14 protein-coding genes are annotated in these 18591 nt (G+C 60.0%); 5 read left to right on the top strand and 9 right to left on the bottom strand.

Features of this window, described 5'->3' with window-relative positions:
* From AC1DIH_RS22595 to yjiA, 3 genes are all read left to right on the top strand, one after another.
* The coding region (locus AC1DIH_RS22595) for a hypothetical protein (protein WP_477773358.1) at positions 1–132 on the top strand (132 nt) is incomplete at its 5' end.
* Positions 133–147: 15 nt separating this feature from the next.
* Positions 148–345, top strand: coding sequence for a YbdD/YjiX family protein (locus tag AC1DIH_RS22590; protein ID WP_071553229.1), 198 nt, complete (start codon positions 148–150; stop codon positions 343–345).
* Positions 346–525: 180 nt separating this feature from the next.
* The gene (gene yjiA, locus AC1DIH_RS22585; protein ID WP_477773355.1) at positions 526–1497 is read left to right on the top strand and encodes a GTPase; all 972 of its coding nucleotides are present in this window, start codon (positions 526–528) and stop codon (positions 1495–1497) included.
* Positions 1498–1640: 143 nt separating this feature from the next.
* Here yjiA and AC1DIH_RS22580 read toward each other — a convergent pair whose 3' ends face one another.
* The 5 genes from AC1DIH_RS22580 to AC1DIH_RS22560 all read right to left on the bottom strand — a co-directional run bounded on the left by AC1DIH_RS22580 (position 1641) and on the right by AC1DIH_RS22560 (position 10078).
* Positions 1641–2363 (bottom strand): GntR family transcriptional regulator, encoded by a 723-nt coding sequence (locus tag AC1DIH_RS22580; RefSeq protein ID WP_477773354.1) that lies wholly within the window; start codon positions 2361–2363, stop codon positions 1641–1643.
* 44 nt (positions 2364–2407) lie between these two features.
* On the bottom strand, positions 2408–3112 hold the full coding sequence (locus tag AC1DIH_RS22575; protein WP_477773353.1) for a FadR/GntR family transcriptional regulator: 705 nt from the start codon (positions 3110–3112) through the stop codon (positions 2408–2410).
* A gap of 66 nt (positions 3113–3178) precedes the next feature.
* The gene (locus tag AC1DIH_RS22570; RefSeq protein WP_477773352.1) at positions 3179–4492 is read right to left on the bottom strand and encodes a C4-dicarboxylate transporter DctA; all 1314 of its coding nucleotides are present in this window, start codon (positions 4490–4492) and stop codon (positions 3179–3181) included.
* Positions 4493–4751: 259 nt separating this feature from the next.
* A complete protein-coding gene (gene glyA, locus AC1DIH_RS22565; protein ID WP_477773351.1) occupies positions 4752–6005 on the bottom strand; it encodes a serine hydroxymethyltransferase in 1254 nt (417 codons plus the stop codon).
* Positions 6006–6229: 224 nt separating this feature from the next.
* Complete coding sequence (locus tag AC1DIH_RS22560; protein WP_477773350.1) at positions 6230–10078, bottom strand: sensor domain-containing protein; 3849 nt, start codon at positions 10076–10078, stop codon at positions 6230–6232.
* A gap of 286 nt (positions 10079–10364) precedes the next feature.
* Between AC1DIH_RS22560 and ettA the strand changes: the two genes are divergently transcribed.
* The gene (ettA, locus tag AC1DIH_RS22555; protein WP_054595502.1) at positions 10365–12029 is read left to right on the top strand and encodes an energy-dependent translational throttle protein EttA; all 1665 of its coding nucleotides are present in this window, start codon (positions 10365–10367) and stop codon (positions 12027–12029) included.
* Positions 12030–12106: 77 nt separating this feature from the next.
* On the opposite strand, the gene AC1DIH_RS22550 is transcribed toward ettA, so the two are convergent.
* The 4 genes from AC1DIH_RS22550 to AC1DIH_RS22535 all read right to left on the bottom strand — a co-directional run bounded on the left by AC1DIH_RS22550 (position 12107) and on the right by AC1DIH_RS22535 (position 15521).
* A complete protein-coding gene (locus tag AC1DIH_RS22550; protein ID WP_427534039.1) occupies positions 12107–12598 on the bottom strand; it encodes a GreA/GreB family elongation factor in 492 nt (163 codons plus the stop codon).
* A 117-nt stretch (positions 12599–12715) separates the two neighbouring features.
* The gene (locus AC1DIH_RS22545) at positions 12716–13021 is read right to left on the bottom strand and encodes a chorismate mutase (RefSeq protein WP_477773349.1); all 306 of its coding nucleotides are present in this window, start codon (positions 13019–13021) and stop codon (positions 12716–12718) included.
* 70 nt (positions 13022–13091) lie between these two features.
* Positions 13092–14945, bottom strand: coding sequence for an Lnb N-terminal periplasmic domain-containing protein (locus AC1DIH_RS22540; RefSeq protein ID WP_477773348.1), 1854 nt, complete (start codon positions 14943–14945; stop codon positions 13092–13094).
* A gap of 87 nt (positions 14946–15032) precedes the next feature.
* Positions 15033–15521, bottom strand: a complete 489-nt coding sequence (locus tag AC1DIH_RS22535; protein ID WP_427534035.1) for a DUF3015 domain-containing protein — start codon at positions 15519–15521, stop codon at positions 15033–15035.
* 278 nt (positions 15522–15799) lie between these two features.
* Here AC1DIH_RS22535 and AC1DIH_RS22530 point away from each other — a divergent pair, with 278 nt between their 5' ends.
* Positions 15800–18244 carry a Lon protease family protein gene (locus AC1DIH_RS22530; protein ID WP_145016306.1) on the top strand — a complete coding sequence of 815 codons (2445 nt, stop codon included), beginning with the start codon at positions 15800–15802 and terminating at the stop codon, positions 18242–18244.
* Positions 18245–18591 lie beyond the last annotated feature (347 nt).

Below are 18591 nucleotides of genomic sequence, written 5' to 3'. Positions count from 1 at the left end.
ACGCTGACGGCGCTGTTCCTGTTCGTGGTCTTCAGCATCCTGTTCTATGCGATCAAGGTCGGTATCTCCGCCTGGGGCAGCAAAGAACGCACGGATAAAGAATCGCCATTCCAGGCTGTTCCGCAAGCGTAATCGAGGGTTGCAAGCATGTTCAATGACCTGAGTCGCCTCGGTAAATACCTCGGTCAGGCCGCGCGCCTGATGGTCGGCATGCCTGACTACGACACCTACGTCGAGCATATGCACACCAAACACCCGGACAAACCGGTGATGAGCTACGAGGCGTTCTTCCGGGAACGCCAGGAGGCTCGTTACGGTGGCAAGGGTGGGCCGAAGTGCTGTTGACCCGCTGACGGCGGGTGATCAGATGTGATGTGGGAGCGGGCTTTTTGTGGGAGCGAGCCTGCTCGCGATAGCGGTCTGACAGTCAGCTGCAATGTTGGATGTCAAGCCGTCATCGCGAGCAGGCTCGCTCCCACACCGACCTGCTCCCCTTTTTATTTGTGTAGTTGAAGGAGATCGAGTTTGTCCTCTCCCATCCCGGTAACAGTCCTCAGCGGCTTTCTCGGCGCCGGCAAAACCACGCTGCTGCGTCACCTGCTCAAAGCCGAGCACGGCCTGAAAATCGCCGTGATCGAAAACGAATTCAGCGACGCCGGCATCGACACCCAACTACTGGGCGATGAGCCGGTGCAGGTCATGACACTGTCCAACGGCTGTGTCTGCTGCACCATTCACACCGACCTGACCAAGGCCCTGTACCTGTTGCTGGAACGCCTGGACAGCGGCGAAATCGCCTTCGACCGCCTGGTGATCGAATGCACCGGCCTGGCCGATCCGGCACCGGTGGCGCAGACCTTCTTCATCGATGAAGAGCTGCGCGAGCGCTACATTCTCGACGGCATCATCACTCTGGTCGATGCGGCTCACGCCGAGCAGCACTTGACCCAGACCATCGCCCAGGCGCAGATCGGTTTTGCTGACCGCTTGCTGGTGAGCAAACGCGATTTGGTCGACGAGGCGACGTTCAGCGCATTGAGCGAGCGTCTGACCCGGATCAATCGTCGTGCGCCGATCCGCGTGGTTGAGCACGGCAAGATCGATCTGGCCGAGTTGCTCGACGTGCGTGGTTTCAACCTCAATGCCGACCTCGGCGGTGGCGTAAGCCTGCGCCCGGTGAGCAAAGCACCGTCTATCGACCGCATCTCGAGCCTGGTGCTGCGTACCGAAAAAGCGCTGGATATCGACAAGCTCAGCGAGTTCATGAACGAACTGCTGGAAGACCACGGCAAGCAACTGCTGCGCTACAAAGGGGTGCTGAACATCGTCGGCGAACCTCGGCGCATGGTATTTCAGGGCGTGCTGAAGTTGTACGGTTTTGACTGGGATACTGAGTGGGCCGAGGATGACGCGCGGGAAAGTGTGATCGTGTTTATTGCCGATGATCTGCCGGAGGAGAAGATTCGCGAGGGGTTTGCGCGGGTGGCTGCGGAGTAGGGGCGAGCATTTTCAGTGTGTTTGAGGTCGCTATCGCGAGCAGGCGAACGTCGCCCGGCTCTTCCCACATTGGATTTGCGTCAGGCCACATTAGGTGGGCGACACAGGTCAAGTGTGGGAGCGAGCCTGCTCGCGATGGCAATCTAACCGGCGACGCGATCACGGGCCGGTACCGGGCTCAGCAATTTCCTCTCAAGATGATCCAGGTGCTCAGTCATCAACCCCTCGGCAGCCCTGGCGTCCCCGCGCTCCACCGCCTCGACAATCGCCGCATGCTCCTGCCACGCACAATGACTGGGCGACTGTTCTTCGTAGCAGGCGATAGCCAGCGATGTCAGCGGCACCAGGCTGCCAAGAAATTGTGCCAGCGGCGCGTTACCGGCGACGTGCGCCAGTTGCAGGTGGAACTCACCCGACAGGCGAATCGCCGGCCCGCGCTGGTTTTGCTCGATGCAGCGGCGTTCGCGGTCGATCAATTCGCGTAACTGCGGCAGGTGCCGGGACGTCGGTTGCTGGCAGGCCAGTCGCACCAGGGTGGTTTCGGTCAGCCTGCGGGCGTGGAGTATCTGGCGGGTTTGCTCGGCATCGGGCGCCGCGACTTGCGGGCGATGATTGGGCCGCAGGATGACCACCTGCTGATGGGACAAGCGCGCCAGTACCTGGCGGATGATGCTGCGGCTGACACCGAATGCCTGGCCAAGGCTTTCTTCGGTGAAACGGCTGGCCGGGGCGATGCGTTGTTCGAGAATGGCGTCGAAAATCTGCGGATAGATGTCATCGACGCAACGCTTCTTTTCGCTCTGGCGGCGCAAGGGCAGGGCGGCGGAAATCGAGAAAACGGGATTCTTCAAGGCGTAGGAACTCATGGCCAGTCTCCAGTCCGGTTGCCGATAGGGGATTCTACAAACAGTTATTGGCCCAGATTGTCGTCCGGGATGTTCAGCTCAATGCCCATGCGTTGCCCTTCCTGAAGGATGTGCCGGCGCATTTCGGCGCTGGCCAGGGCGCTGTTTTTACTGCGGATCGCGCGGACCACGGCTTCGTTTTCTTCCAGCCGCCCGGCCAAGTGTTCTGGCGAATTGCGCAGCATCTCGGCGCTCTGTTTGAGTGCGTTGCTGGTTTGCTGCACGACGTTCTGGAAAATCGGGTTCGAGGTCAGGGTGAACAACTCTTCGTGGAACGCGATGTAGGCGTTCATTCCGGCTTCGCTGTCACTTGCTTCGAGGGCTTCGCGCATGTCCATCAGCGTCAGGCGCAGTTGACCGATTTCCTTGCTGCTGATGGACTGGGCAACCAACCCGACAATGAACGGTTCGAGGGTGTAACGCAGTTGCAGCACATCCTCGAGACTGGCGCCGGCTACGCCACTGTCGTTGGCTGGCGTGTCGTTCAGGTTGGCCTCCAGCACCACCACGCCTTTGCCGGGCATGGAACGCACCAGGCCAAGGGTTTCGAGCACGATCACCGCCTCACGCAGGCTCGGCCGGCTGATGCCCAGTTGTTCAGCCAGTTCGCGTTGCCCCGGCAACATGTCGCCCGAGCGCCACTGGCCGCGCGCCAATGCGGCACGAAGCTTTTCAACCACTGAATTTACAACTGTCGACGAGGTGATCACTGTTTGCTCCATGAGAGACGGTAAAACGCTGATTGTTGTGCCTGCCAGTGACAGGCACAGGTTCGGTCAAAATTCTTGCTGATGCGCCGGCGGCGCTGATTTACGCGACTGGAAGGTGTAGCCCTGCTCGCCGGACAGTACCTTGTTGGCACGCGGGATATCGATGTCTTTTTCCCAGCGGGCGATGGCCACGGTAGCGACGCAGTTACCGATCAGGTTGGTCAGTGCCCGGCCGATGCCCATGAACCAGTCCACCGCCAATACCAGCACCAGGCCCACCACCGGAATCGCCGGGATCGCGGTCAGGGTCGCCGCCAGAATCACCAGGGCCGAGCCGGGAATACCGTGGGCACCTTTGGAGGTGATCAGCGAAACCAGCAGGATCGTCAGCAAATCGCTCATGGCCAGCGGCGTGCCGGTGGCGTTGGCGATAAACACGATGGCCAGGGTCAGGTAGATCGAAAAACCATCGAGGTTGAACGAGTAACCGGTGGGAATCACCAGGCCAACCGTCGAGCTGCCGATGCCCAGATGTTCCAGTTTGCGCATGATTTGCGGAAGCACGGCGTCGGAGGAGGCGGTGCCCAGGACGATCAGCAACTCTTCGCGCAAGTACTTGAGAAAGGGCAGCAACCGCAGGCCGGAAAGGCGCATCACCAGACCCAGGATCAACGACACGAACACTGCGCATGTCAGGTAGAACAGGCCGATCAGGCTGCCCAGGTGTTGCAGGGAGTCCAGGCCATATTTGCTGGTGGTGAACGCAATCGCACCAAACACACCAATCGGTGCCAGACGCACGATCATGCCCATGATGCGGAAGATCACATGGCTGAGCTCGTTGATCAGTCGCGAGATTCCCGAGGCCGCTTCACCCACCAGGTTCAGCGCGCTGCCGAACAAGACCGAGAACAGCAGCACTTGCAGGATGTTGTTGTCGGCAAAGGCGCCAATCACCGAGGTCGGGATCAGGTCCATCAGGAACTGCGTGGTGGTGTGCATGTGCTGGCCGCGCTGGGCGATATCGCCCATGTCGGCGGTGGAAAGCTGATCCAGATGAATGTTTGCACCGCTGCCGATACCGGTGCTGAACGCGAACACCAGGCCGATCACCAGGGCGATGGTGGTCAGCACTTCGAAGTAGATCACTGACTTGAGGCCGATGCGTCCGACCTTTTTCAGGTCGCCTGCGCCGGAAATACCGCTGACCACCACGCAGAACACGATCAGGCCAATGAGCATTTTGATCAGTTTGATGAAGCCGTCGCCGAGGGGTTTTAACTGGGCGGAGTATTCGGGAAGGGCCAGTCCGCAGATGATGCCGAGCACCAGTCCAAGGACAACTTGAAGGAAGATTGAGCGCGAGCACCATCTGAGCATGGGAGGAATCCTGGTGAGTGTCCTGGGTGTCGTGCGTTGTGCGCATCAGATTCAGGACTTAATTATTGTGGTCTTACCGGTATGTCCAGTGCAGGCGCAGTGTAGGCGCTGTTTTCAGAGGGCCGCAAGCGGAAAATGACGAATTGGCTTTACCGGTCTTACCAGTTGTGCGGCAAGGGCCGAGCTTGAGCGGTTTTGCAGGCGAAAAAAAACCGGCCATCACTGGCCGGTTTCTTTTTGCTGCGGTTAAGCGGGCTGATTAAGCGCCGTATACCGGCAGCTTCTTGCAGATGGCCTTGACCTTCTCGCGAACGGCGTCGATCACCGCTTCGTTGGAAAGGTCAGCCAGGATGTCGCAGATCCAGCCGGCCAGCTCTTTGCACTCAGCCTCTTTGAAGCCGCGAGTGGTCACAGCCGGAGTACCGAAGCGCAGGCCGGAGGTGACGAACGGGGAGCGTGGATCGTTCGGTACCGAGTTCTTGTTCACGGTGATGAATGCTTTGCCCAGAGCGGCGTCGGCGTCTTTACCGGAGATTTCCTGCTTGATCAGCGACAGCAGGAACAGGTGGTTTTCAGTACCGCCGGAGACCACGTCAAAACCGCGCTCGATGAACACGCTGGCCATGGCCTGGGCGTTCTTGACCACTTGTTGCTGGTAGGCCTTGAACTCAGGCTGCAATGCTTCCTTGAAGCAGATCGCTTTAGCCGCGATCACGTGCTCCAGCGGGCCGCCCTGGGCGCCCGGGAATACCGCGGAGTTCAGTTTCTTCTCGATGTCGGCGTTGGCGCGAGCCAGGATCAGGCCGCCACGTGGACCGCGCAGGGTCTTGTGAGTGGTGGTGGTGACCACGTCAGCGAATGGCACCGGGTTCGGGTAGACGCCAGCAGCGACCAGACCGGCTACGTGAGCCATGTCGACGAACAGGTAGGCGCCGACCTTGTCAGCGATAGCACGGAAGCGCGGGAAGTCCAGGATCTGCGAGTAGGCAGAGAAACCGGCCACGATCATTTTTGGCTTGTGCTCTACCGCCAGGCGCTCGACTTCGTCGTAGTCGATCAGGCCGTTGCTGTCGATACCGTACTGCACGGCGTTGTACAGCTTGCCAGAGGACGAAACGCTGGCGCCGTGGGTCAGGTGACCGCCGTGGGCCAGGCTCATGCCCAGGATGGTGTCGCCTGCTTGCAGCAGGGCCAGGTAAACGGCGCTGTTGGCTTGCGAACCGGCGTGTGGCTGAACGTTGGCGTAATCGGCGCCGAACAGTTGCTTCGCACGGTCGATGGCCAGTTGCTCAACTACGTCGACGTACTCGCAACCACCGTAGTAGCGCTTGCCTGGGTAGCCTTCGGCGTACTTGTTGGTCAGAACCGAGCCTTGAGCTTCCATCACCGCTGGGCTGGTGTAGTTTTCCGAAGCGATCAGCTCGATGTGTTCTTCCTGGCGCTGAGCTTCTTGCTCCATGGCGGCAAAAAGGTCGGCGTCGTACTTGGCAATAGTCAAATCACGGCTGAACATGGCGGTCCTCAAGGATCGGGGGGGCAGAAAAGGAAGGCATTCTAACCCAATGGGTTTTGTCTGGCATATGAAAGGACATCATGTCGCAGACAAGTGGTGTTCATGACGGGATATGCGGCGATTGTGCAGGCCTCATCGCGAGCAGGCTCGCTCCCACATTTGAAATGCGTTCCCTGTGGGAGCGAGCCTGCTCGCGATAGCGTCGTCTGCCGCGCCACAAAGTCTCAGTCGAACATGAACAGCGCATCATTGCTGAATTGCGCTTCGAAACGCGCCGCTGGCATCGGGCGGCCGAACAGATAGCCCTGCACCTCGTCGCAGTCGTGTTCACGCAGGAAGTCGAGCTGTTCTTGGGTTTCGACGCCCTCGGCGATCACCGCCAGGTTCAGGCTGTGGGCCATGGCGATGATCGCTCGGGCAATCTGCGCGTCCTGTTCGCCGGACGGCAGGCCGTCGACGAAGGTCCGGTCGATTTTCAGCACGTCGATCGGGAACTGCTTCAAGTAGTTCAGTGATGAATAGCCGGTGCCGAAATCGTCGACGGCGATGCTCAGGCCCAGGTTTTTCAGCCCGGCGAGAATCTGCATGGCTTCGCTGACTTCACGCATCAGGATACTTTCGGTCAGTTCCAGCTCCAGGCAGGCCGGTGGCAGGCCCGTGTCCTTGAGGATGGTGGCGATGCGCGTCCCGAGCTGGCCGTCGGAGAACTGCCGTGCAGAGATGTTCACCGAGACTTTCGGGACGCGGACCTTGCTCTGGTGCCAGCTCTTGAGCTGACGGCAGGCCTCGCTGATCACCCAGTCACCGACATCCACCACCAGCCCGAGCTCTTCGAGCACTGGAATGAAGTCGCCCGGCGGTACCAGTCCACGACGTGGATGCCGCCAGCGCAGCAGGGCTTCGGCGCCGGTCAGGCGTTTACCGTCGCCGCTGAATTGTGGCTGGTAGTAGAGGACGAATTCGTTTTGCTCAAGGGCGTGGCGCAGGTCGCTTTCCAGTTCCAGGCGCTCCAGGGCGCTGGCGTTCATGTCCGCCTGATAGAACTGGAAGTTGTTCTTGCCGCGCTCCTTGGCGTGGTACATCGCCGTGTCGGCGTTCTTCATCAGTTGGCTCAGTTCGTTGCCGTCCTGCGGACTCAAGGCAATGCCGATACTGGCGGTGACAAAGAACTCGCGGCCTTCGAGGACAAACGGCTTCACCAGGCTGGCAAGGATCTGCTCGGCCACATGAATCGCCCGGTTCAGCGCGATCTCTCGGTTGGCACGCGGTTGCAGGAGCAAGGTGAACTCGTCGCCGCCCATGCGCGCCACTGTGTCGTCATCGTCGACGCAACCGAGCAGGCGGGTCGCCATTTCCTTGAGCATGCGATCGCCGGCGGCGTGGCCAAGGGAGTCGTTGATCGGTTTGAAACGGTCGAGGTCGAGGAACATCAGCACGACCCACGACTTCTGCCGCTCCGCCGATTGCAGCGCAGTGTGCAACCGGTCCTGGAACAAGGTGCGGTTGGGCAGGTGGGTCAGGGCGTCGTAGTAGGCGAGGCGGTGAATCCGCTGTTCGCTGGCCTTGCGCTCGCTGATGTCACTGAAGAAGCACACGTAGCTGGCGAGGTCACCTTCGTCATCGAGCACCGCCGTAATGCCGACCCACGCCGGGTAGTGTTCACCGTTGCGGCGCTTGAGCCAGACTTCGCCTTCCCAGGTGCTGTGCTGATGCAGTTGCTTGAGCACATAGCGCAGGTGGGCTTCCTGCTGGTCATCGACGGTCAGCATGTTCGGCAACTGGTCGAGGACCTGCGCCACTTCGTAACCGCTGACGCGGCTGAAGGCTTCGTTGGCCTGCACGATGTAGCCGGCCGGGTCGGTAATCAGAATCGCGGACGTCGAGTGYTCGAAAACCGTGGCCGCCATGCGCAGGTCTTTCTCGGCGCGGCGCTGCTGGCTGATATCGCGACCGACCCCGAGCACACCTTCGAACGCGCCATGTTCATCCCAGACCAGTACCAGGCGCAGTTCGATCGGGATTTTGCGTCCGTCGGCGCGCAAGCAGTCGAACAGGAACAGCTGGGTTTGCACCTGAGTGCGCAATTGCGCCAGTTGCTCGGGTTTATCCAGGGCCTTGCTGACCCGGTCCATCAAGCTGTAGATGCCAGTCAATTGTTGCGGATTGGCGATGGTTGATTGCCAGCCGTTCTGGAAGATCCAGTCAACGTCATAGCCGAGCACGGCGTTCACCGACGGGCTGACGTAATTGAGCGAGAGTTTGCTGTCGGTGGAGAAAATCACATCGCTGATGCTTTCAGCGAGCATCCGGTAACGTTGCTCGCTGTCGCGCAAGGATTCGCTGGCTTCGATCTGATCGGTAATGTCTTTGGCCACGCCAATGATGCGGGTGACCTGGTCGTGTTGGTCCCGCGCCAGCGCCTGTTCGCGGATTTCGAAACGCCGCCATGTGCCGTCGCGGTGGCGAAAGCGCAACTGGCACTGCATCAGTTGGGTGTAACCGGCCTGGCGCTGTTCCTGACGCAAGCGGTGGTAGTGATCGGCATCTTCGGGGTGCAGCAGGATCTCCCAGAAGTACTCGCCCATCTGGTGCAGTTCGGTTTTGTTGTAACCCAGTGTCTGGCCCAGGTGATGGTTACTGAAAATCATCCGCTGGCTGATCACGTCCTGCACGTAGAGGTGATCCGGGACCGTGCGCACGACATCCGACCAGAAACCTTCACGCTCCAGCAGCGACAACTCGACAATTTTACGGCTGGTGATATCGCTGATGCTGAGGATCACCGCTTTGGCGTCGTGCTGAGCTTGTGGCAAATGCAACACCAGCCACAGATGCTGGTCACGACCCTGGCTGTCCTTGAGCTTGATCTCCAGTTCCAGCTGTTTCTGCTGGTTGAGCACGGCGTCGAGCAACTGGTTGCCGATGGCATTGCCATCCAGTGGCCCGCCTTCGATCAGCAGCTTCCAGGCTTGCTCGCCGGACTGGACGTTGAGCAGGTGCAAGGCGACCTGGTTGACCTCGGTGATGCGCAACTCTTGCAGCAACTGCCGGCGTTGTTCGGCGTTTTCCAGCCACCGCTGCAGTTGCTCGCTGGTGTGCAGTTGCGCCTTGTCGAGGCAGGCCTTGAGCCCGGAGAGATCCAGTACGCAGAGCGCAACACCGGTACCGTCGAAAATGTCCCGATAGCGCCGACGCCCGTCGTGTACCTGACGCTGGCGTCGGCGCATATTCAACAATGCGATGAGCGGTAGCAGCGAAAAGGCCAAACCCAGCAGGCATTTGCCGATAAGCGCCGGCAGCAATTGTTCGATCACGCGTTGCCGGTCAAACAGCCCGCGTAATTGCCAGTCGCTGTCACTGAGTGGGACGACCAGTACGCTGTTCGCCAGGTCATTGGCGTTTACCGTGTCCGGCTTGTTCGGGGGCAACCCGTCGTCGCGGCTGACGACCTGTTGGTTGATGCGGTTTTCCACCACCCACAGCGGACGGATTCCTGTGTCGCTCTGTTTGCTCAGCGAGGAGAAAAACGTCGGCCGCAGGCGCAAGACCCAGTAGCCACGGGTGTTGCCGCTGGCCTGGTGCAGTAACAGGTTCACCTTCGAGCTGTCGTTGGCGTTGCTGAAGTAATGCGCCTGCGCGTGACTGCGTCGGACCAGATCTTTCAGATAGTCGGCATCCTGGCTGTCGCTGGCGCTGTCAGTGAGGATTTTCCCCGAGGGGGTGAGCAACGCCAGGCTGAGTACGTCAGGCAAGGACTGCTGCAGTTTGCGCAGCAACGCCTGTTGCTGATCAACGGTCTGCGGTTGTTCGACGATCGGTAGCAGATTCAGTGCGATCTGGGCGTTGAGCGCCATGTTCAGACTGACTTGCGCGGCCAGATCGGCGGTGTATTCGATGGTGTACTGGCGCTGGTTATTCTGGGTTTCGTTCAGTTGGTCGAACAACTGCCAGAGCAGCAATCCGATCAACAGCAGGACAAGCGTCGCCAATGCACCTTTCAAGGTGCCGCGCAGGGGCGATCCGGTCGCAGGACTCAGTGCGCGCACGGACGAGGGCGGAGTGACATTGGACAAACTATGATCCTGCGGTTTGGCTGGATTGGCGCGACGTGCACTATAAGCCGGACGCCCGGAGGGCGGCTAGCATGCCTTGAGTTGTGGCAAAGTGCCAGCCCCTCTCGGCTGGACTGCCTTCCGTCATTAAGGTAGCTTTGCCGGTTACGCGGGAGCGTTCCAGCTCTTAGACTCAGGCTTTTTTTCGCGCGCACGTATTGATAGCGATCAATCGCTGGCGGCGCGTATGGCCTGGCCCGGGCTTCGCCCGTGCTTATATTCATCAGTCACTGACCCTAGGTTCTCCATGGCTCAATACGTCTTCACCATGCATCGGCTGGGCAAAGTTGTTCCGCCGAAGCGGGAAATCCTGAAAAACATTTCGCTGTCGTTCTTCCCGGGCGCCAAGATCGGCGTGCTCGGCCTCAACGGCTCGGGTAAATCCACACTGTTGAAAATCATGGCTGGCGTCGACACCGAGTTCGACGGCGAAGCCCGTCCGATGCCGGAACTGAACATCGGCTACCTGCCGCAAGAGCCGCTGCTGGATCCGACCAAGACCGTGCGTGACGTGGTCGAGGAAGCCGTCAGCGTGATCAAGGATGCGCAGGCGCGTCTGGATCAGGTCTACGCCGAATACGCCGACCCGGATGCCGACTTCGACAAACTGGCCGCCGAACAGGCCAAGCTCGAAGCCATCCTGCAGGCGGGCGACGGTCACAACCTGGATCGCCAACTGGAAGTCGCCGCCGATGCGCTGCGTCTGCCGGCCTGGGATGCCAAAATCGAACACCTGTCCGGTGGTGAAAAGCGTCGTGTGGCCCTGTGCCGCCTGCTGCTGTCCGCCCCGGACATGCTGCTGCTCGACGAGCCAACCAACCACCTGGACGCCGACTCCGTGGCCTGGCTGGAGCATTTCCTCCACGACTTCCCGGGTACCGTGGTTGCGATCACGCACGATCGTTACTTCCTGGACAACGTCGCCGGCTGGATTCTGGAACTCGACCGCGGCGCCGGTATTCCTTACGAGGGCAACTATTCGGGCTGGCTTGAAGCCAAGTCCGACCGTCTGGCCGCCGAATCCAAGCAGCAGTCGGCCCATGAAAAGGCCATGAAGGAAGAGCTGGAGTGGGTGCGCAAAGGCGCCAAGGCCCGTCAGTCGAAATCCAAGGCGCGTCTGCAACGCTTCGAAGAAATGCAATCGCAGGAATTCCAGAAGCGCAGCGAAACCAACGAGATCTACATCCCGGCCGGTCCTCGCCTGGGCGACAAGGTCATCGAATTCAAGAACGTTACCAAGGGCTATGGCGATCGCGTGTTGATCGACAACCTGTCGTTCTCCATGCCTAAAGGCGCCATCGTTGGCGTGATCGGTGGTAACGGTGCGGGTAAATCCACGCTGTTCCGCATGCTGATGGGCAAGGAACAACCGGATTCGGGCAGCATCGAAGTCGGTGAAACCGTGCAGCTGGCCTGCGTCGACCAGAGCCGTGAAGACCTGGACGGCAGCAAGACTGTGTTCCAGCAGATCTCCGACGGTTCCGACCAGATCCGCATCGGCAACTACGAGATCCCGTCGCGCACCTACGTGGGTCGCTTCAACTTCAAGGGCGGCGATCAGCAGAAGTTCGTCAAGGACCTGTCCGGTGGTGAGCGTGGTCGCTTGCACCTGGCCCTGACCCTGAAAGAGGGCGGCAACGTCCTGCTGCTCGACGAACCTTCCAACGACCTCGACGTTGAAACCCTGCGTTCCCTGGAAGAAGCCCTGCTGGACTTCCCGGGCGCCGCCATTGTGATCTCTCACGATCGGTGGTTCCTTGACCGCGTCGCGACTCACATCCTGGCGTACGAAGACGACTCGCAAGCGGTGTTCTTCGAAGGCAACTACACCGAGTACGAAGCCGACCGCAAAAAGCGTCTTGGCGATGCCGCTTCCCAGCCTCACCGGGTGCGTCACAAGAAACTGGCCTGATCGGCTGGTTGCATGAAAAACGGAGCCTTTGGGCTCCGTTTTTTTTTGCGTGAGCTTTCTCTGGCTCAGGGCGCGGTTCAGTTCGGTTCGATGCGGATGATTTCGATCAGTTGATCACCGGCAGGCCGTTGCCAGAGCACTTCGTCGTTCAGCTGTGCACCGAGCAGCGCCCGTCCCAGCGGCGAGCTCCAGTTGATCAGGCCTTTGGCGGCATTGGCCTGATCTTCGCCAACCAGTTGCACGCGTCGTTCGGTGCCCCGTTCATCGGCGTAGGTCACCCAGCTGCCAATCTGAACCTTCTTGGTGGAAGTGGCCGGTGTCACCACTTGAGCGCTTTGCAGGCGTTGCTTGAAGTAACGCAGATCACGCTCGAGATCGGCCAGCCACTGTGGGTCAGCCTCCTCGCGGGCCGACTGTTCGCCGTGCAGGGTTTGCAATTCGGCGACTTTGGCCTGCAGCAGGGCGAGGCCTTCGGGCGTGACGTAGTTGGGCTGCGTGCTGACCTGGCGTTCTACCGGCTGGTCGGCTTGTGGGGTGGCGTTATCTTCATTGACGAAAGCGCGGCTCATGGCGGTTCTCCCTGAATGGGGTTTTGGCCATCGTCGCAGGCTTCTGGTTTCGAAGGTTGTCCGAAAACGACCTGCTGCGAGCGATAGGCCCGTGCTGCACCCGTGGAAGGGTGGTGATCAATCCATCGTCGTGGTGGCAAGGTGGGCATGTTCAGCCAGTTCTTGCTCGATGAACGCGGCGATCATGGCTCGATACATTTGCTCGATGACCTGCGGGTTGGCACCGACCTCTTCAGACAGCGCCCGGACTTTGGCGATGACCTGTTCAACACGCTGGGGTGCTTTCACCGCGTCGCTGTCTTTCTTGAAGCGAGCGGCCTGCGACACATAAGCGCCGCGCTCGGCCAGCAGGCTGACGATTAGCCGATCCAGCCGGTCAATGTTGTCGCGTACTTCTTCGAGGGAACAGCATTTGGCATCCATGTAGTTCGAGCTCCTTGTATAAACATAGCTTTCAATGCGGGGAATTCACACTCCTGCAGGGGAGCGGGATTCAATAGTGATACCACTTCAGTTCCAGCATGACTTCGTTTTCAGGCGAGGCAATGTGGCTGAACTCACGTTGGGCGCTCAGGCGCAGGCCCAGGTTACGCGACAGCTCCCACTGCTGGTTCAGACTCAGGCTGCGGCGCACTTCACCGTTGGTGAAGTAATCACCTTTGGTTTCCAGGCTCAGATTGCCCAGCGGGTTCTTCCACAGTACACCGCTGTTGAAACCGGCGGCGGGCGCGATGAAACCGGCAAAGTCGCTGTTGTGCTCGATGCGCACGGTGCCAAGGGCGAAGCCCAGCACGTCATCGCCCAGTTGCCAGGTGCCGCCGGCGCCGCCATTGACATGGCTGACCAGGGTTTCATCGTCATGCTTTCCCGGGACCCGTTCCAGGCCGCCGGTGACTTGCCAGGACCAGGGTTGCAGCAGCTCATTACGCGGGGTCAGTGAGCGGATGGTCGCCAGGTCCAGTTGCTGCAATTGCCAGTGATTGCCTTCGTACTGGCGCAGTTTCATCTGGAGAATTTCAATCTGCGCACCGAGGGGAAAGCTTTCGGCGTTGTCGTTGAGGTCGTGATAGGCCATCCGCAGGCCATATTCACCAAAGGCTTTGTCGCCACGGGTGCCAATGCCGGCCTGCCAGGTGCGCGATTGGTGGCCGTTTTCCGGCAAGCCCGGGCGTTCGATGGACAGCTCCGGCGCCGGGTTCCGATTGATCGCCCGCAGCAGCTCGAAGCTGCGTTGCGCGCGCTGTGGATCGCGTTCCTGGCCGTTGGCGCGGTAGCGCTCGAGACGGTAGGCCGCGTCGATGATCAATGCCTGGCGATCACGTGGCAGCGCCTTGAAGGTCGGCTCCTGCAAGCGTTTCTGGTCGGCGCTGACCTTCAGCACCCATTGCTGCTCATCGTCGGTGAGCGGTTTGGCACGGTTCAACAGTTCACGTTCGCGGGACGGACGGTAATCGATTTTCTCCACCAGGCCTGCGTCTTTCACGGCTTTGACGGTGTCGGTGGGAATCGCGGTCAGCGGGAATTGTTCGGTGAGCCTGAGGCCCGGTCTTGCGACTTGCAGCAACTCCAGCAAGCGGTAGGAGCAGTTTTCATCGAAGAAGAAATAATCGAACTGAATCTGCTTGAGCTCCCAGACATGCTCGACCATGCGCTCGGTTTCTGCCTGTGTCAGGTTCAACCGGTATTCCCACAGATCGCGGTTTTCCAGGCTGCGGTATTCCGAGAGTTTTTCCTGGTAGGGCACCAGCGCGAACAACCCCGGATAGCCTCCCATCAGGCCTTTCCAGGCATACAGAATGCTGTTGTCCGACCCTTCGATATAGGCGCCGAAATTGATCGCGTAACTGAGCAGGGCGGTGTGGTCGGTTTGTACGTCAGCCTGATCGATGCGCAACAGGGTATGGCCGAACATCGATGACGGACTGTTCAGATAGGCTGCCGGAAAGATCATCACCGCGCTGTGGGGCGATACGTCCTTGAACCATTGTTTGAACTCGCTGCAATCCACCGTCGGCAAATCGTTCAGGTTCAGTTGGGCTTTCAACCAGCGGGTACGCGCCGGGTAAACGCATTGCGCGTGCTGCTGGCCTTTGCTGGCCGGGGCATAGAGCGCTTGTACGGTGGCCGCCAGCTCTGCGTCGGGATGTTCGGCACCATTGGCTGCCAGGAAGAATTTCTTGTCGCTGACATAGCTGCGCCAGCCGCCGAGTTTTGCGCTTTCGTAGTGGCCCAGGGAAATCCAGAACGGGTCGTTGGCCAGTTGCTGCAAACGTTGGTTGTCGATTCGGGGCGCGGCGGACAGCGGGGCGCAGACAAACAGCGCCAGACAGGCAAGGCGTTTGAGCATGGCGAGCTACTTAATTAAAAAAACCCCAAAGCAGGTCGGGTCCAAAAAACAAAACCCGCCCTGGTAAAGGGGCGGGTGAGGTCGAGCTTAAGCCGGGGTGGCATATTTGGCCAGACGAGCATCGCCTTTGAGTACGGCCAGGGTATTGGTGTGCACGTCTTCAGCGGTCACGTCAGCCTTGTTGAAAATCTGCTGGAAGTGCTCGTGGGTGACGGTGGCGAAATACGCACGGTCTTGCGGTGCGACGCCCAGTACCACGGCATAGGTGGTCAGCGCTTCGCCTTGACCCTTGGCCATGTCTTCGGACAGTTCGTTCATCATGCCGTTCATGGCAATCCAGGACTTGCCGCCATAGGTCAGCGCGGCGTTGGTTGCGCAACCGTTGGTGCCGGATGTCATGCCGAAAGTGGCGTTGCCAGAAGTGCCGTTGGTGGTGGATGCCAGGAAGTGTGCCGGGGTGCCACGCTGACCTTCGAACAGCATGTTGCCCCAACCGCAATCCGGACCGCCTGGCGCCTGGGCCATGGCGTTGAGGGATGCAACGGTGAAGAGAGTACCAAGAAGAATCCGTTTCATAGCTGTGTTCTCTTTTGTTTGCGTACCAATGGACAGGGGATCTGGCGCCGCTCCGACGCCACTGGGCTGGTGATTGGTCCAGCCGCGCAGTTTGGAGTCTAGGCACGATCCGGGGGTTCCGTGATTTTTTGCCAAACATTCCCAGTAACCATTGATTTAGCCCTGGCCCGTCCAGGGTTTGGCGCTTGACTATGCTTTTACCCAAGGCGCGCCTTGCCAGTCGGGCACGGGCAGCGCCAGAATGCCTTCAATTGCCCCGCCTGATGTAAGGAAGCCCGATGCCTGATCCTGTTGCTGCCAGCTTGCGTCTAGCGCCTGAAGCGCTGACCCGTCCGTTTTCCGCTGAACAGTTCAGCTTCTCTACCACCAATGAGCTGGAGCCTTTTCGCGGCGTGCTCGGCCAGGAACGTGCGGTTGAAGCCTTGCAGTTTGGTGTGGCCATGCCACGCCCCGGTTACAACGTGTTTGTCATGGGTGAGCCCGGTACCGGCCGGTTCTCTTTCGTCAAACGCTACCTGAAAGCCGAAGGCAAACGCCTGCAGACCCCGGCAGACTGGGTCTACGTCAACAATTTCGATGAGCCGCGCGAACCTCGCGCACTGGAGTTGCCATCGGGGACGGCCGGTGCGTTCATCACCGACATCAACGGCCTGATCGACAACCTGCTGGCGACGTTTCCAGCAGTCTTCGAGCACCCGTCCTACCAGCAAAAGAAGAGTGCCATCGACCGCGCCTTCAATCAGCGCTACGACCGTGCACTGGACGTGATCGAGCGCCTGGCGCTGGAGAAAGAAGTCGCGCTGTACCGTGACAGCACCAACATTGCCTTCACCCCGATGAGCGAAGGCAAGGCGCTGGACGAAGCGGAATTCGCCCAGTTGCCGGAAGCCGTTCGCGAGCGCTTCCACGACGATATTTCCGGACTGGAAGAGCGGCTGAACGAAGAGTTGGCCAGCTTGCCGCAGTGGAAGCGCGAGTCGAGCAATCAACTGCGCCAGCTTAACGAAGAAACTATCACCCTGGCCTTGCAGCCATTGCTTTCGCCGTTGTCGGAAAAGTACGCAGAAAACGCTGCGGTGTGCGGTTACCTGCAAGCGATGCAGGTGTACCTGCTCAAGACGGTGGTCGAGCAACTGGTCGATGACAGCAAGACCGACGCGGTCGCCCGTAAGTTGCTCGAAGAGCAATATGGCCCGAGCCTGGTGGTCGGTCATCCGCACAGTGGCGGTGCCCCGGTGGTGTTCGAACCGCACCCGACTTACGACAACCTGTTCGGCCGTATCGAGTACAGCACCGATCAGGGGGCGCTCTACACCACTTATCGGCAGTTGCGTCCGGGCGCGCTGCACCGGGCCAACGGCGGCTTCCTGATTCTGGAAGCCGAAAAAATGCTCAGCGAACCCTTTGTCTGGGATGCGCTGAAGCGGGCCTTGCAGTCACGCAAACTGAAAATGGAATCGCCGCTGGGCGAGCTGGGCCGACTGGCCACGGTGACCCTGACACCGCAACATATTCCGTTGCAGGTCAAAGTCGTCATCATCGGCGCACGCCAGCTGTATTACACGCTGCAAGACCTCGATCCGGATTTCCAGGAGATGTTCCGGGTACTGGTGGACTTCGATGAAGACATCCCGATGGTCGATGAGAGCCTCGAGCAGTTCGCCCAGTTGCTCAAGACCCGCACCTCGGAAGAAGGCATGGCCCCGCTGACCGCCGATGCGGTAGCACGTCTGGCAACCTACAGTGCGCGGCTGGCTGAGCATCAGGGCCGTTTGTCGGCGCGCATTGGCGATCTGTTCCAGTTGGTCAGCGAGGCGGACTTCATTCGCGATCTGGCCGGTGACGAGATGACCGACGCCGGGCACATCGAGCGTGCGCTGAAGGCCAAGGCCACCCGCACCGGGCGTGTGTCGGCGCGGATTCTCGACGACATGCTGGCAGGGATCATCCTGATCGACACTGCGGGTGCGGCCGTCGGCAAGTGCAACGGGCTGACGGTGCTGGAGGTTGGCGACTCGGCGTTCGGTATACCGGCACGAATCTCTGCCACGGTTTACCCCGGTGGCAGCGGCATCGTCGACATCGAGCGTGAGGTCAACCTCGGGCAGCCGATCCACTCCAAGGGCGTGATGATCCTTACCGGGTATCTGGGCAGCCGTTACGCCCAGGAATTCCCGTTGGCAATCTCGGCCAGTATCGCGCTGGAGCAATCCTACGGTTACGTCGATGGCGACAGTGCCTCGCTGGGCGAGGCCTGCACGTTGATTTCGGCATTGTCGAAAACCCCGCTCAAGCAGTGCTTCGCGATTACCGGTTCGATCAACCAGTTCGGTGAAGTGCAGGCGGTGGGCGGGGTCAACGAGAAGATCGAAGGCTTCTTCCGTCTTTGCGAGGCGCGTGGCTTGACCGGCGAGCAGGGCGCGATCATTCCTCAGGCCAACGTTGCCACGTTGATGCTCGATGAGCGGGTACTGGCGGCCGTGCGTGCCGGGCAGTTCCATGTCTACGCGGTGCGCCAGGCCGATGAGGCACTGAGCCTGCTGGTGGGCGAGCCTGCCGGCGAGCCGGACGAAGAGGGTCAGTTCCCTGAGGGTAGCGTCAACGCGCGCGTGGTGGAGCGTTTGCGGGTGATCGCGGAATTGATCAGCGAAGATGATTTGAAAGAGGCCGAGAAGGAGCATGCGCAGGCTCAGGAAGCATTGGCTGCGGCCAAGCCTGCCTGACCCCCGAAGCTGTACACAGCCATTGTGGCGAGGGAGCTTGCTCCCGCTGGGCTGCGAAGCGGCCCTGAAATCGGTAACGCGGCTCTTCAGTCAGAGCGCGTGCACCGGTTTACGACTGCTTCGCCGTCGAGCGGGAGCAAGCTCCCTCGCCACGGGGTTTGTGCATGGCACTGGGTCGTCATCGTGGTAACGCTTTTTACCGCCCGGGTGGCGTCAAAAAAACAACAACGACCATTCGGCGCCTTCTTGGCTCCGTCAACTTGCTGACTCGACTTTTCTTCTATGCTCAGGACAAGGACATCGACAGTCATCACTGGATCGAGACAGCCTTCCCGTGGAGGCTGAAT

It is taken from the genome of Pseudomonas sp. 05N36, assembly GCF_056397385.1.
The sequence above is the reverse complement of the archived record's forward strand: the minus strand, read 5'-3'. Positions and strand labels throughout refer to the sequence as shown.

Coding starts and splice junctions, on each gene's coding strand:
- AC1DIH_RS22590 (WP_071553229.1), top strand. CDS start 148: ATGTTCAATGACCTGAGTCGCCTCGGTAAATACCTCGGTCAGGCCGCG.
- AC1DIH_RS22580 (WP_477773354.1), bottom strand. CDS start 2,363: ATGAGTTCCTACGCCTTGAAGAATCCCGTTTTCTCGATTTCCGCCGCC.
- AC1DIH_RS22570 (WP_477773352.1), bottom strand. CDS start 4,492: ATGCTCAGATGGTGCTCGCGCTCAATCTTCCTTCAAGTTGTCCTTGGA.
- glyA (WP_477773351.1), bottom strand. CDS start 6,005: ATGTTCAGCCGTGATTTGACTATTGCCAAGTACGACGCCGACCTTTTT.
- ettA (WP_054595502.1), top strand. CDS start 10,365: ATGGCTCAATACGTCTTCACCATGCATCGGCTGGGCAAAGTTGTTCCG.
- AC1DIH_RS22550 (WP_427534039.1), bottom strand. CDS start 12,598: ATGAGCCGCGCTTTCGTCAATGAAGATAACGCCACCCCACAAGCCGAC.
- AC1DIH_RS22545 (WP_477773349.1), bottom strand. CDS start 13,021: ATGGATGCCAAATGCTGTTCCCTCGAAGAAGTACGCGACAACATTGAC.
- AC1DIH_RS22540 (WP_477773348.1), bottom strand. CDS start 14,945: ATGCTCAAACGCCTTGCCTGTCTGGCGCTGTTTGTCTGCGCCCCGCTG.
- AC1DIH_RS22535 (WP_427534035.1), bottom strand. CDS start 15,521: ATGAAACGGATTCTTCTTGGTACTCTCTTCACCGTTGCATCCCTCAAC.
- AC1DIH_RS22530 (WP_145016306.1), top strand. CDS start 15,800: ATGCCTGATCCTGTTGCTGCCAGCTTGCGTCTAGCGCCTGAAGCGCTG.